Source organism: Candidatus Pelagibacter sp. Uisw_092 (genome assembly GCF_047729545.1).
GTDB lineage: Bacteria > Pseudomonadota > Alphaproteobacteria > Pelagibacterales > Pelagibacteraceae > Pelagibacter.
The window spans coordinates 680,306-695,865 of sequence record NZ_CP159824.1 but is presented as its reverse complement, the minus strand read 5'-3'; the positions used below and the strand labels follow the sequence as shown (position 1 = coordinate 695,865).

General features: G+C 31.9%; 13 protein-coding genes. All 13 read left to right on the top strand.

Annotated features, from left to right (window positions below):
* Positions 1-44: 44 nt before the first annotated feature.
* Complete coding sequence (gene rpoB / locus ABXT63_RS03800; RefSeq protein WP_415320193.1) at positions 45-4,136, top strand: DNA-directed RNA polymerase subunit beta; 4,092 nt, start codon at positions 45-47, stop codon at positions 4,134-4,136.
* 2 nt (positions 4,137-4,138) lie between these two features.
* Positions 4,139-8,311 (top strand): DNA-directed RNA polymerase subunit beta', encoded by a 4,173-nt coding sequence (rpoC, locus tag ABXT63_RS03795; protein WP_415320191.1) that lies wholly within the window; start codon positions 4,139-4,141, stop codon positions 8,309-8,311.
* 167 nt (positions 8,312-8,478) lie between these two features.
* The gene (rpsL, locus tag ABXT63_RS03790; RefSeq protein ID WP_415320189.1) at positions 8,479-8,850 is read left to right on the top strand and encodes a 30S ribosomal protein S12; all 372 of its coding nucleotides are present in this window, start codon (positions 8,479-8,481) and stop codon (positions 8,848-8,850) included.
* Between the two features lie 2 nt (positions 8,851-8,852).
* Positions 8,853-9,323 (top strand): 30S ribosomal protein S7, encoded by a 471-nt coding sequence (gene rpsG / locus ABXT63_RS03785; protein ID WP_415277708.1) that lies wholly within the window; start codon positions 8,853-8,855, stop codon positions 9,321-9,323.
* Positions 9,324-9,329: 6 nt separating this feature from the next.
* A complete protein-coding gene (fusA, locus tag ABXT63_RS03780; protein WP_415320187.1) occupies positions 9,330-11,408 on the top strand; it encodes an elongation factor G in 2,079 nt (692 codons plus the stop codon).
* Between the two features lie 5 nt (positions 11,409-11,413).
* A complete protein-coding gene (gene rpsJ / locus ABXT63_RS03775; protein WP_415320185.1) occupies positions 11,414-11,722 on the top strand; it encodes a 30S ribosomal protein S10 in 309 nt (102 codons plus the stop codon).
* 2 nt (positions 11,723-11,724) lie between these two features.
* On the top strand, positions 11,725-12,435 hold the full coding sequence (rplC, locus tag ABXT63_RS03770) for a 50S ribosomal protein L3 (protein ID WP_415320183.1): 711 nt from the start codon (positions 11,725-11,727) through the stop codon (positions 12,433-12,435).
* On the top strand, positions 12,435-13,058 hold the full coding sequence (rplD, locus tag ABXT63_RS03765) for a 50S ribosomal protein L4 (protein ID WP_415320181.1): 624 nt from the start codon (positions 12,435-12,437) through the stop codon (positions 13,056-13,058). Before rplC ends, rplD begins: the two co-directional genes overlap by 1 nt.
* Before the next feature lies 1 nt (position 13,059).
* The gene (gene rplW, locus ABXT63_RS03760; RefSeq protein ID WP_415307776.1) at positions 13,060-13,353 is read left to right on the top strand and encodes a 50S ribosomal protein L23; all 294 of its coding nucleotides are present in this window, start codon (positions 13,060-13,062) and stop codon (positions 13,351-13,353) included.
* Between the two features lie 3 nt (positions 13,354-13,356).
* The gene (gene rplB / locus ABXT63_RS03755; protein WP_415320179.1) at positions 13,357-14,202 is read left to right on the top strand and encodes a 50S ribosomal protein L2; all 846 of its coding nucleotides are present in this window, start codon (positions 13,357-13,359) and stop codon (positions 14,200-14,202) included.
* Positions 14,202-14,495, top strand: a complete 294-nt coding sequence (gene rpsS / locus ABXT63_RS03750; protein ID WP_415320177.1) for a 30S ribosomal protein S19 — start codon at positions 14,202-14,204, stop codon at positions 14,493-14,495. The genes rplB and rpsS overlap by 1 nt, the downstream gene beginning before the upstream one ends.
* 2 nt (positions 14,496-14,497) lie before the next feature.
* Positions 14,498-14,896, top strand: coding sequence for a 50S ribosomal protein L22 (gene rplV / locus ABXT63_RS03745; RefSeq protein ID WP_415320175.1), 399 nt, complete (start codon positions 14,498-14,500; stop codon positions 14,894-14,896).
* Positions 14,880-15,560 (top strand): 30S ribosomal protein S3, encoded by a 681-nt coding sequence (gene rpsC, locus ABXT63_RS03740; protein WP_415320173.1) that lies wholly within the window; start codon positions 14,880-14,882, stop codon positions 15,558-15,560. Before rplV ends, rpsC begins: the two co-directional genes overlap by 17 nt.

Below are 15,560 nucleotides of genomic sequence, written 5' to 3'. Positions count from 1 at the left end.
AGAACCTAATTACTGATTGATATTTAATCGGTAACTATTTATAAATGCAACTATCTTTTACTCAAAAGAAAAATGTTAGAAAAAGCTTTGGAAAGTTAGCTGAAACTTTATCTATTCCAAACTTAATTGAAGTTCAAAAAAATTCCTATAAACAGCTTACGGATTTTGATACTGAAGCTGGTGATTTATCAAAAGGTTTTGATAGAGTTTTTAAAAGTATTTTTCCAATTGAAGATCTTAATGATAAGGCTACATTAGAATATGTTTCTTACAATCTAGAAAAACCTAAGTTTGATACAGAGGAATGCATTCAAAGAGGTCTGTCTTTCACATCTGCACTAAAATGTATTTTGAGGCTAGTTGTCTACGAGATAGATCAAGAAAACAATACAAAAGATATTTTATCTGCAAAAGAGCAAGAAGTTTATATGGGGGAAGTTCCTATGATGACAGATAGTGGAACATTTATAACAAACGGTGTTCAAAGAGTTGTAGTAAACCAAATGCACAGAAGTCCTGGCGTTTTCTTTGATCATGATAAAGGCAAGTCACACGCGAGTGGCAAACTTTTATTCAATTGTAGAGTTATTCCAAATAGGGGTTCATGGCTAGATTTAGAGTATGATGTTAAAGATTTTTTATATTTTAAAATAGACAGAAAGAAAAAAATATTTGGTTCAACTCTATTGATGGCCTTAGGGTTTACTAAGCCTGAAATTGCTGATGAATTTTATGGTAAAGAAAGTTATTCATTTGATACTAAAACAGGAAAATGGAAGACAAAATTTAACCCAGAAAATTACAAAGCTAAAAATTTTTCTGAAGAGGTGATTGATCCCAAAACTGGTAATATTGTTATTAAATTAGGTGATAAGATTAATTACTTATCAGCAAAAAAGTTAGCTAGTGATGGACTAAAAGATATCTTAGTTTCTCAAGAATCTCTTTATGGAAAATATTTACATAGAGAGGTTAAAGTTAGTGATGATGAAGAAGAGGGTACCTTTGGAATTGGTACTGAATTAAATGATACAATTATAAAACAGATTTTAGAAGCCAGTATATCTACGATTGAAATTTCAATTACAAATTCAATCAATAAAGGACCGTATCTACTAACAACTTTATTAAATGATAAAAACAATAATAAGGAAGACGCAATTACAGAAATCTATAAAGTTTTAAGACCAGGTGAACCACCAACTGTAGAAATTGCTACACAAATTTTTAATAATTTATTTTTTAGCTCAGACAGATATGATCTTTCTGATGTAGGTAGAGTGAAAATGAATTCAAGATTAAATTTAGAGTGTTCAGATAAAGTTACAATTTTAAGAAATGACGATATTATAGCAATTATCCACAAAATGTTAGATTTGCGTGATGGTAAAGATGAGGTTGATGACATTGATCATTTAGGAAATAGAAGAGTAAGATCTGTTGGTGAACTTGTGGAAAACCAAGCGCGTATAGGAGTTTATAGAATGGAAAGAGCCATTAAGGAAAAAATGACAACTCTTGATATAGAATCTGCCATGCCTCAAGATTTAATAAATGCAAAGCCATTAACCGTTTCTTTAAAAGATTTTTTTGTAAGTTCTCAACTTTCACAATTTATGGATCAAACAAATCCTTTATCTGAAATAACTCATAAAAGAAGGGTTTCTGCTTTGGGACCAGGTGGTTTAACAAGAGAAAGAGCTGGTTTTGAAGTTCGTGATGTTCACCCAACTCACTACGGCAGAATTTGTCCGATTGAAACTCCTGAGGGGCCAAATATTGGTTTGATTAATAGTTTATCCACATATGCAAAAATTAACAAATATGGATTTATTGAAAGCCCATATAAGAAAGTTAAAGATGGTATTGTAGAAGATAAAGTTGAATATTTATCTGCTATGGAAGAGACAAAATATACAATTGCACAAGCAAATGCTAAAATAGATAAAAATGGTAAAATTTTAGAAGAACTTGTTCCTTGCAGAGAGAACTTGAATTTCGTTTTATCAAATCCAAAAAATATAGATTATATTGACGTATCTCCAAAACAATTAGTTTCTGTTGCTGCTTCATTAATACCCTTTTTAGAAAATGATGATGCAAACAGAGCTCTTATGGGATCTAACATGATGCGACAGGCTGTACCATTATTAAAGCCCGAATCCCCACTAGTGGGAACTGGCATAGAAAGTGATGTAGCACTTGATTCTGGTGTTACTATTGTTGCTGACCGTGATGGTACAGTTGATAAGATCGACGGTAAAAGAATTGTTATTAAAGCTACCGAAGAAACAGATTTTACAAAATCTGGTGTTGACATTTATAACTTGCAAAAATTCAAAAGATCTAACCAAAATACTTGCATAAATCAAAAACCATTAGTTAGAGTTGGTGATAAAGTTAAAGTAGGTGACATTATTGCTGATGGGCCATCAACTAAGTTAGGTGAGCTAGCATTAGGAAAAAATGTAACAGTAGCATTTATGCCTTGGCAAGGTTACAATTTTGAAGATTCAATTTTAATCTCTGAAAGATGTGTAACAGATGATGTCTTTACTTCTGTTCATATTGTTGAATATGAGGTTATGGCTAGAGATACAAAGTTAGGTGAAGAAGAAATAACAAGAGATATTCCAAATGTAAATGAAGAGGCATTAAAAAACCTTGATGAGTCAGGTATAGTTTATATTGGCGCTGAAGTTAAAGCTGGTGATATTCTTGTAGGTAAAGTTACACCAAAAGGTGACTTTGCATCAGGGCCAGAAGAAAAATTACTAAGATCAATTTTTGGAGAAAAAGCTATTGATGTAACTGACACATCATTAAAAATGTCAAGAGGAAGCAGTGGAACGATTGTTGATGTTAGAGTTTTTAATAGACATGGAATTGAAAAAGATGAAAGATCCATAACTATTGAAAGAGCAGAAATCGAAACTGTTCAACAGGATAAGATTGTTGAAGAAGAAATTTTAGAAAGAAGTATTAAGCAAAGAGCTAATCAGATTCTTTCAGGTGCCTCAATAAATAAAAAAATTAAAGATTTAGAGATAGGGACAAAACTTGATTTGGATACTATAAATAAAATTAGTATTAACGATCTCTTTAAAATTACAGTAGGAAACGTTAATGACGAAGCAAGTGTTGCTCAACTAAAAGACCAATACAATACAGCTAAGCAAGATATTTTAGAACGATTTGAAGATAAAGTTCTTAAAATTAGAAGTGGTGATGACTTATTACCTAGTGTTATGAAAATGGTTAAGGTTTTTGTTGCAATTAAGAGAAGATTACGACCAGGTGATAAAATGTCAGGAAGACATGGCAATAAAGGTGTAGTTAGTAAAATTGTTCCTGTCGAAGACATGCCTTATAGAGAAGATGGAAGACCAGTTGATATTGTGTTAAATCCCCTAGGTGTTCCAAGTCGTATGAATGTTGGACAAATTTTAGAAACACACCTAGGTTGGGCCTGTAAAGAATTTGGCGAAGAAGTAAAAAGATTAGTAAATGAAAATAATAAAAAGTTTGAAAAGACTCAAAAAATTTCTTCTTTTTTAACATCTGTTTATGGAAAAGAAGTTTTTGATGATGGTATTGACAAACTAAACAAAACTGAATTTGCAGATTTATGTGAAAATTTACAAAATGGTATAGCTATATCAACTCCTGTGTTTGATGGAGCAAAAGAAAAAGATGTTTCAGAAATGCTTCAACTTGCAAAATTACCTACTTCTGGACAAACTAATTTATGGGATGGAAGAACAGGGGAAATGTTTGATAGACCCGTAACAGTTGGAATTATTTATATGTTAAAACTTCATCACCTTGTTGAAGATAAAATTCATGCCAGATCTACAGGACCATATAGTCTTGTTACACAGCAGCCTTTAGGTGGTAAAGCTCAATTAGGAGGACAAAGATTTGGTGAAATGGAAGTTTGGGCGCTCGAAGCTTATGGTGCTTCTTATACCTTACAGGAAATCTTGACTGTTAAATCTGATGATGTAGCTGGCAGAGTTAAAGTTTACGAAACTATAGTTAAAGGTGAAGAAAACTTTGAATTTGGAATACCTGAATTGTTTAATGTGTTAGTTAAGGAAATTAAATCATTAGCACTTAACATAGAGTTAAATTAGATATGAAAAAAGAATTAACAGATTTATTTAAAAACAGTGAAATTTCAGAAGCCCAAAATTTTAGCAGTATTAAAATTACACTAGCAAGTCCTGAAAAAATTAAGTCTTGGACTTATGGCGAAATTAAAAAGCCAGAGACTATTAATTATAGAACTTTTAGACCTGAAAAGGATGGCTTATTTTGTGCACGAATTTTTGGTCCAATAAAAGATTACGAATGTTTATGTGGTAAATACAAAAGAATGAAATTCAGAGGCATTATCTGTGAAAAATGTGGAGTTGAAGTCACAAAATCAAATGTACGTAGAGAAAGAATGGGCCACATTAACTTGGCTACACCTGTTGCACACATTTGGTTTTTAAAATCTCTTCCAAGCAGAATATCCCTAGCAGTTGATATGAAACTTAAAGAAGTTGAAAGAGTTTTATATTTTGAAAACTTTATAGTTATAGAACCAGGTATGACAACTTTACAAAAACATCAGCTTTTAAACGAAGAAGAACTAGCAAAATATCAAGATGAATTTGGTGAAGAGTCTTTTGAAGCTGGGATTGGAGCTGAGGCTATTCTTAACATCTTAAAATCAATGGACCTTGAATTGGAAAGAAAAGCTTTAATTAATACTATTAAAGAAACTAAATCTAAAGTTAACGAAGAAAGATCTATTAAAAGACTTAAATTAATTGAGTCATTTATTGAAACAGGGCAGAAGCCTGAATGGATGATTTTAACTGTTATTCCTGTAATCCCACCTGAGTTAAGACCGCTAGTTCCATTAGATGGTGGAAGATTTGCTACATCTGATTTAAACGATCTTTATAGAAGAGTTATTAACAGAAATAATCGTTTAAAAAGACTAATGGACCTTAAAGCTCCTGACATTATTGTTAGAAATGAAAAAAGAATGCTGCAAGAATCAGTAGATGCTTTATTTGATAACGGTAGAAGAGGTAGAGTAATAACAGGTACTGGTAAAAGACCTCTTAAATCTTTAGCTGAAATGTTAAAAGGTAAACAAGGTAGATTTAGACAAAACTTATTAGGAAAAAGAGTAGATTATTCAGGTAGATCAGTAATTGTTGTTGGGCCTGATCTTAAACTACATGAGTGTGGATTGCCAAAAAAGATGGCTTTAGAGCTTTTTAAACCCTTTTTATATGCAAGATTAAATAAGTTAGGATTAGCATCAACTATTAAGCAAGCAAAAAAACTAGTTGAAAAAGAAACCAATGCAGTTTGGGACGCACTTGAATTAATTGTTAGAGAACACCCAGTATTACTTAACCGTGCTCCAACACTTCATAGATTGGGTGTTCAAGCATTTGAGCCTAAGCTAATAGAAGGTGATGCCATTGAATTACATCCATTATGTTGTGCAGCCTTCAATGCAGACTTTGATGGTGACCAAATGGCAGTACACGTACCATTGAGTTTAGAGGCTCAATTAGAAGCAAGAATTCTAATGTTATCAACAAATAATATTTTAAGTCCATCAAACGGAAAGCCGATCATTGTACCAAGTCAGGATATGATTTTAGGTCTTTATTACTTATCTCAAGCTCCTTTTCAAACTGAAAAGCCGGATGGTTATTTTATAAATAATAATGAAATTGAGCATGCCTTATCAACTGGTCAAATAAAAGTACACTCAACTATTGTTTCTAGATTTGAAACAGTAGATGAAAAAGGAAACAAAAAAGTTGAAAAACATACAACAACTGCAGGAAGATTTTTATTAGCAAATTTGTTACCAAAAAATAAAGATATTACATTTTCAATGATAGACAGGCTACTACCAAAGAAAACGGTCTCTGAAATCATAGATAGTGTATTTAGATTTTGTGGTCAAAAAACTACAGTTATTTTTTGTGATCATTTAAAAGATTTAGGTTTTAAACATGCATTTAAAGCAGGTATCTCTTTTGGTAAAGATGACTTAGTTATTCCTACAAACAAAGGCCAGCTAATTGAAGACACTAAAAAATTAATTGCTGATTATGAAAATCAATATTCGGAAGGATTAATTACTAGAGGTGAAAAATATAACAAAGTAGTTGATGCTTGGTCAAAATGCACAGATAAAGTAGCAGGTGAAATGATGAGGGGAATTTCTGCAACAGAAAGTACTCCAGATGGAATGAAAATTAACTCTGTCTTTATGATGGCAGACAGTGGTGCTAGAGGTTCGGCCGCACAGATGAAACAGTTAGCTGGAATGAGAGGATTGATTGCAAAACCTTCTGGTGAAATTATAGAAACCCCAATTATTTCTAATTTTAAAGAAGGTCTTACAGCTCTTGAGTATTTTAACTCAACACATGGAGCAAGAAAAGGTCTAGCAGATACTGCCTTAAAAACAGCCAGTTCTGGATATTTAACTAGAAGACTTTGTGATGTTGCACAAGACCTTACAATCTCTAAAATAAAATGTGATAACCCTGGTTTTATTGAGTTAGGTGAGATTCTTGAGGGTGGAAATGTTGTTGTTAGTTTATCTGAAAGAGCACTAGGAAGAGTAACAGCATTTGATGTTAAAAATCCTATCACTGGTGAAATTGTGATCAAAAAAGATTTAATGATTGATGAAGCTGGATGCGATAAAATTGATGCAGCAGGTGTTAAATTTATCAAAGCCTATTCTGTAATGACGTGTAGCTCTAAAAAAGGAGTTTGTGCTACTTGTTATGGACGTGATTTATCAAGAGGAAAAATGGTTCATGTTGGTGAAGCAATTGGTATGATTTCAGCCCAATCAATTGGAGAACCTGGCACTCAGCTAACTATGAGAACCTTCCACGTTGGTGGAACAGCGTCTGTTAAACAAGAGTCACAAATTGTTACCAAATCAGCTGGCACTTTAAAAATTATCAATTCCAACTTACTGGAAGACTCTAAGAAAAATTTAATTGTAATGGGTAGAAATACTCAACTTTCTATTGAAGATGACAACGGTGTTCAAGTTGCCGTTTATAAAGTAGCTTACGGTTCAAAATTATTTTTTCAAAATGATGATAAAATTAAATCAAATGAAAAGATTTGTGAATGGGATCCTTACACTACGCCAGTTATTGCTGAAAAAAGTGGTATAGCAGGATATGTTGATTTGATCGATGGAGTTTCTATTCAAGAAACTACTGATGATGCAACTGGTATTTCATCTAAATCTGTAATTGACTGGAGAGCTCAATCTAAAAATACAGATTTAAAACCAAGAATCACTTTAAGAGATGATAAAGGAAATGTTATCAAGAAAGCAGATGACAATGAGGCTAGATATTATCTAGTGCCAGATTCAATTTTGTCCGTTAAAGATGGTCAAAAAATATTTGCAGGCGATATTATTGCGAGATTACCCAAAGAAACAACTAAAACAAAAGATATCACAGGAGGTTTACCTCGTGTTGCAGAGTTATTTGAAGCAAGAAAAGCAAAAGATAGTGCAATTATTGCTGAAAATGATGGACAAGTTTTATTTGGAAAAGAAGTTAGAGGTAAACAAAAAATTTCTATTCAGCCTGAAGATGGGGAACCTTCAAACTACCTAATTCCAAAAGGCAAACATATAAACTTTAATCAAGGTGAAAAAATTAAAAAAGGTGAATATTTACTTGATGGACAACCTTTACCTCATGATATTCTTAGAATTTTAGGTATAAAGGATTTAACAGAATATTTTGTTAACCAAGTACAAGAAGTTTATAGGTTACAAGGTGTAATAATTAACGATAAACATATAGAAACTATTTTAAGACAGATGCTTAAAAAAGTTGAGATTAAAGTGTCGGGAGACTCGTCTTATTTACCAGGTGAAATGATTGATAGAATTAAATTTGATATAACAAACGAAAAACTTGTTGGAGAAGGAAAAAATCCTGCTGTTGGTGAAAGAGTTTTGATGGGAATTACAAAAGCATCACTTCAAACTGAATCATTTATTTCTGCTGCATCATTCCAAGAAACTACAAGAGTTCTCACTGATGCTGCTATTAAAGGTAAAGTTGACCCATTAAATGGCTTAAAAGAAAATGTTATCGTTGGTAGGTTAGTCCCAGCTGGAACTGGTCACATCAAGAATAAATGGAATAAAAATGCTATTGATGCTGACAACAAATTCTTGTCAGATCAAGAAAAAATAGAGCCTACTGAGGCCACAGAAACTCAAGCTAATCAATAAAATAAACACGTTTAAATTGTAGTTTTAGTTTGACAAAGTTAAATTAAACAGTATTTTGACGATGTTTTTGGTTGGAATGTAGTACCTACTTTATGGAACTAAACGCTGCCATAAAATAACCTGTCAGTTATTTTCATTCAAAAATAAATTAATTAATTAAAAAATTTATGCCAACTATTAATCAGTTGTTAAGAAAGAAACGAACTAAACCAGTTGCAAGGAACAAAGTTCCCGCATTAGAAAAGCAACCTTTAAAAAGAGGTGTGTGTCTAAAAGTTTATACAACAACCCCCAAGAAGCCCAACTCAGCATTAAGAAAAGTTGCAAGAGTTAGACTTTCAAATGGCTTTGAAGTCACAGCTTATATTGGTGGAGAAGGACACAATCTTCAAGAGCACTCAGTTGTTTTAATTAGAGGTGGTCGTGTCAAAGATTTACCTGGTGTTCGTTATCATATTCTTAGAGGAAATCTAGATACACAGGCGGTTGCAAATAGAAAAAAACGTAGATCTTTGTATGGAACTAAAAAAGGTAAATAATTATGTCTAGAAAAAAAACACAACCAAAAAAAGTTGTTACGCCAGACCCAATCTTTAAATCAACTATTATTCCTAAATTAATTAATTCAATTATGTATGATGGAAAAAAAGTTGTTGCTGAAAAAATAGTTTATGAAGCAATTGAAAAAATTAAATCAAAAACAAAAGAAGAGCCAATAAATGTATTCAACGAAGCAATTAATAATATTAAACCTACTGTAGAAGTTAGATCTCGTAGAGTTGGTGGTGCAACTTACCAAGTCCCTGTTGAAGTAAAATCTAACAGAGCCCAAGCTTTAGCAATTAGATGGTTAGTTGATGCTTCAAGAAAAAGAAAAGACAAACATATGTCTGATAAAATTTTTAATGAACTGTATGATGCTTATGAAAAAAAAGGATCAGCAGTTAAAAAAAGAGAAGATGTGCATAAAATGGCAGAGTCGAATAAAGCTTTTGCTCATTTTAGGTGGTAAAAAATTATGGCTAGAACGAATACATTAGATACATATAGAAACATTGGAATCATGGCACATATTGATGCTGGCAAAACCACTACTACCGAACGAATTTTATATTATACTGGAAAAAGTCACAAAATTGGTGAAGTCCACGATGGTGCAGCAACTATGGACTGGATGGAACAAGAGCAGGAAAGAGGAATTACAATTACATCGGCTGCAACTACTTGTTTTTGGAATGATCATAGAATTAATATTATTGATACCCCTGGTCACGTAGATTTTACTATCGAAGTTGAAAGATCTTTAAAAGTTTTAGATGGTGCAGTATGCGTTTTTGATGGTGTTGCCGGTGTTGAACCTCAGTCAGAAACAGTATGGAGACAAGCTGACAAATATAAAGTTCCAAGAATTTGTTTTGTTAATAAGTTAGATAGAACTGGTGCTGACTTCTACAGATGTGTAGATATGATTAGAGATAGACTTGGTTGCAAACCTTTAGTAATACAAATTCCAATTGGTATAGAAGCAGATTTATCGGGTGTTGTTGACTTAGTTAAGATGAAAGCACAAGTTTGGAAAAATGAAGCATTGGGTGCTGAGTGGGAATATAAAGAAATTCCTGCTGATTTAAAAGAAATTTGTCAAAAATATAGAACTGAACTTGTTGAAACTGCAGTTGAGCAAGATGAGAAATTAATGGAAAGCTATTTAAATGGCGAAGAGATTAAAGAAGAAGATTTAGTTAAATGCATAAGAAAAGGAACTCTAAACTTTAGTTTTGTTCCAATAACTACGGGATCTGCTTTTAAAAACAAAGGTGTTCAACCACTTCTTGACGCAGTTATTAATTATTTGCCAAGCCCGATTGATATTGGTTCTATAAATGGAACAAAACCTGGAACTGAAGATGTTGTTGAAATGAAATTTGAAGATGGAGCTGGTTTTTCTGCTCTAGCTTTTAAAGTTGCTAATGATCCATTCGTTGGATCATTAACTTTTATAAGAATTTATTCTGGAACAATTAAAACTGGAACAGCGGTTTATAATACGTCAAAAGAAAAAGAGGAAAGAGTAGGAAGAATGCTTTTAATGCATGCAAACTCTAGAGAAGATATTAAAGAGGCAAACGCAGGGGATATTGTTGCTTTAGCGGGTCTTAAGTTCACAATAACAGGTCACACATTATGTGATGAGAATAACCAAGTTTTATTGGAACCAATGGAATTCCCAGAACCAGTGATTGAAATTGCTGTAGAGCCTAAAACAAAAGCTGACCAAGAAAAAATGGGTGAAGCTTTAGCTAGATTAGCAAAAGAAGACCCTTCATTTAGAGTAACTTCAGATGAAGAATCTGGTCAAACAATTATCAAAGGTATGGGTGAATTACACTTAGATATTATTGTTGATCGTATGAAAAGAGAATTTAATGTTGAAGCAAATATTGGTGCGCCACAAGTTGCTTATCGAGAAACTATTCAAAATGCTTCTGAGTTTGAGTACACACATAAAAAACAAAGTGGTGGTGCTGGACAGTTTGCAAAAGTTAAACTTTTAGTTGAACCTCAAGAACCAGGCAAAGGCAGGGAAGTTGATAGTAAAATTAAAGGTGGATCAATCCCTAAAGAGTTTATCCCTGGAGTTGAAAAAGGTATTGAAACGATATCGGATGGTGGAATTTTAGCTGGGTTCCCATTGATTGATTATAAGGTTACAATTTTAGATGGATTACACCACGATGTTGACTCAAGTGTTCTTGCATTTGAACTAGCGGGTAGAGCTTGTTTTAAAGAAGCTTGCACTAGAGGTGGATTAAAATTATTAGAACCAGTAATGAGAGTTGAAGTAGTAACTCCTGAAGATTACATGGGCGATGTTATTGGTGACTTAAATAGTAGAAGAGGTCAAATAAGTGAACAAGAAAGTAGAGGAAATGCAACTGTAATAACAGCAATGGTTCCTTTAGCTAACATGTTTGGATATATAAACAATTTAAGATCAATGTCTCAAGGAAGAGCTCAATACTCAATGTTCTTTGATCATTATTCTAAAGTCCCACAGAATGTGCAGGATGAAGTAACTAAAAAGATTGCTGGATAATAATTATGGAAAAACAAAATATTAGAATTAAATTAAGAGCTTATGACAACAAAATATTAGACGCATCTACTGAAGAGATCGTTAATACAGTTAAGAGAACAGGCGCAACAGTTAAAGGTCCAATACCACTACCAACAAAAATTGAAAAATATACAGTTTTAAAAGGACCGCACATTGATAAAAAAAGCAGAGAGCAGTTCGAAACAAGAACTCACAAAAGGTTAATTGATATTATTGAACCTACACCTCAAACCGTAGAAGCTTTAATGAAACTAGATTTAGCATCGGGTGTTGATGTGGAGATAAAAATTTAATTATGACTGAAATAGCATTAGTTGGAAAAAAAATAGGTATGACTAGAGAGTTTTATAAAACTGGTCGTTTAGTTCCTGTTACTGTAATTAAGATGGAAAAAGCTAGAGTTATAAGTGTTATTGAAGAAGATAAGCGCGGATATAAAGCGGTGCAATTGGGTTTTGGTAATATTAAAAGTTCAAAACTAACAAAAGCTATGAAGGGCATGTATGCAAAGAAGAATACTGAAGCCAAAAAGAAATTAAAAGAATTTAGAGTAAAAGATACAGAAATATACAAAGAAGGTAATGAATTTGGTTTAGAAATTTTTAATGAGGTAAAATTTGTTGATACTACCTCAAAAACTATTGGTAAAGGTTTTGCTGGTGCAATGAAAAGACATAACTTTGGTGGTTTAAGAGCTACTCACGGTGTGTCGGTTTCGCACAGATCACATGGTTCAACTGGTCAAAGACAAGATCCAGGTAAAGTTTTTAAAGGAAAAAAAATGGCTGGTCATATGGGTGACAGAATTAGAACTATGCAAAATTTAGAGATTATTAAAACTGATTTAGAAAATGAATTATTATATGTAAAAGGATCAATACCTGGTTCAAAAAATTCAGAAATATTAGTTAAAAAATCAGTTAAAGTTATTAATAAAATGACTATTAAAGAGAAAATTGTAGCTGCTGAAGAAGCTAAAAAAACACCAGATAAAAAGAAAAGATAATGAAAATAGATAAAATAAATTTAGACGGTAAAAAAGATTCTATTGAGGTTTTAGATAAAATTTTTTCAGCAAAAATAAATAAGAAATTAGTAGATAATGTTTTATATAAAACTAATGCTAACTATAAAGGTAGACACGCTAAAACTAAACAACAAAACGAAATTGCAGGATCTACATCAAAAATTTATGCCCAAAAAGGAACTGGTGGAGCACGTCATGCTAGTAGAAAAGCACCAATATTTGTTGGTGGTGGTGTAGCACACGGCCCCAAAGGTGAACTTGCCTATAAAAAAAGAAAACTTAATAAAAGTGAGAAAAAACTAAGTATAGCATCACTAATTACTGAAAAAAATAAACTTAATAATTTATTAATTTTTAGTGATTTTACTAAAGAAATAAAAAAAACTAAGGAAATGCATTTAATCATTAAAAAATTTGAATTAACTCATTCATTAATAATTTTAGACAAAACTTCAAAAGAAAAAGTCGAAAAATCCATGAGAAATATTCCAAATGTTAAAGTTACTGATATCAACCATTTTAGCGCTTTTGACATTATAAAGTTTAAAAAGGTTGTATTTACTGAAGGCTCAATAAAAGAACTAGAAAAGAGATATTCTTAAAATGGATAAAATACATTTATACGATAAAATTTTATCACCAATGGTGACTGAAAAAACTACAAACTTGTCCGAACAAAACAAGATTGTATTTAAGGTTCCAAGAGAAGCTAATAAAACTAATTTAAAAAAAAATATCGAAAAGATTTTTAAAGTTAATGTTATTAAAATTAATATTATCAATAAACAAAACAGAAAAGTTGTTAAAAGAGGGAAAAAAGTAAATGTTCAAGGTTATAAAAAAGCAATTATAACTCTAAAAAAGGGTCAAAGTATTGATCTAACAACAGGAATTTAAAAAATGGCATTAAAAACATTCAAACCATATACAAAATCTAGCCGAGGAACTGTTCTTGTTGACAGAACCGGCCTATGGAAAGGGAAACCTTTCAAAATGCTTGTTGAACCTAAAAATTCTATGCGTGGAAGAAATAACAATGGTCACATTACATCTAGAAATATGTCAGGTGGTGGACACAAGAAAATGTATAGACTTGTAGATTTTTACAGAAAAAAATTTGATGTACCTGGTACAGTTGAACGTATTGAGTATGATCCAAATAGATCATGTTACATTATGTTAGTTAAATTTGAAGATGGAACGCATTTTTATTATTTAGCACCTCAAAAGATTACTGTAGGTGACGTTGTTGAAAACGGATCTGCTAAAGAGATTAAAGTTGGAAACTGCATGCCTTTAAGAGATATCCCTGTAGGTGTTAATATTCATAATGTTGAATTGCAGCCAGGTGGTGGTGGAAAAATAGCTAGATCAGCTGGAACTTCAGTCACTATCAGTGGACTGGATGGTAATTACTCATTAGTTAGAATGATATCGGGGGAAGTTAGAAAAATTGACTCAAGATGCATGGGAACAATAGGTGTTTTATCAAACCCAGATCAAAAAAATATTAAAATTGGTAAAGCTGGAAGATCAAGATGGTTAGGCAGAAGACCTCATACTAGAGGAGTTGTGATGAACCCGGTTGATCACCCACACGGTGGTGGTGAAGGTAAAAGTGCAGGTGGAAGACATCCAGTATCACCAACTGGTCAAGGTGCAAAAGGATTAAAAACAAGAACAAATGCAAGAACAGACAAATTTATTGTTAAAAAAAGAAATAAAAGAAAGGATTCTAAAAAATAATGGCTAGATCTGTCTGGAAAGGTCCTTTTGTTGAGGAAAGCTTAATTAAAAAAGTTGAAAAACAAAAATTAGACCCAAAAAAAATGCCAATTAAAACTTGGTCAAGGAAATCAACTATAATTCCTGAATTTATAGGTGTTAGTTTTTTAATTTATAATGGAAAAAAATTTATACCCGTTACTATATCTGAGGATATGGTTGGTCATAAACTTGGTGAGTTTTCACCAACTAGAACATTCTTCGGTCATACACCGGCTGATAAAAAAGCTAAACCTGCAGAGAAGAAAAAATAACTATGAATAAGAAAAAGAAAATTAATAGAATAAAGGTGGATACTGTTAGATCAGTTAATAATAATATTAGATCTAGTGTTAGAAAACTTAATCCAATTCTTAAAGCAATTGTTGGAAAAAAAGTTGATGTTGCTATAAGAGAGTTACAATTTTCTGCAAAAAGAATTACTAGAGAAGTTAGAAAAACCGTATCATCAGCTATCGCTAATGCTGAAAACAACAATCAATATGATATTGATAAGTTAATTGTCAAAGAAGCTTATTGTGGAAAAAAAGTTGTAATGAAAAGATTTAGACCAAGAGCAAAAGGTAGAGCTGCGCCTATTTTAAAGCCATATTCAACAATTACAATTATATTATCAGAAGCAAAAAAAATGGAGAGTCATGGGACAAAAAGTTAATCCAATAGGTTTTAGACTTGGTGTAAACAGAGGTTGGGATTCTGTCTGGTATGCTAAAAAAAAAGATTTTGGAAATTATTTAATCGAAGATTTTAAAATCAGAGCTTATATCAAGAAAAATGTAGTTAATTCTGGTGTATCTAAAGTAATGATAGAGAGAACTTCAAATAAATGTTTTGTAACAATTTACACATCAAGACCTGGATTTGTTATTGGAAAAAAAGGTAGTGATATTGATAAAATTAAGAATAATTTATCCAAATTTACTAACAATGAAGTATCTTTAAATATTAAAGAAATTAAAAAACCAGAAACTAATGCTTATTTAGTAGCTGAGAATATTGCACAACAACTTATCAAGAGAATATCATATAGAAGAGCCATGAAGAGAGCTATGCAGTCTTGTATGAGATTGGGTGCTAAAGGAATTAAAGTTTCAATAAGTGGTAGACTTGGTGGAAATGAAATAGCAAGAACTGAATGGTTGAGAGAGGGAAGTATTCCTTCTCACACATTAAGAGCTGATATTGATTATGATGAAGCCGAAGCTCTAACAACATTTGGAATAATTGGAATTAAAGTTTGGATTTATAAAGGTGAAGTTTTTGCAAAAGAATTCAGCCAAGAAACAAATAAAGTAAAACCTAAAGAGGTTAAAGAATAA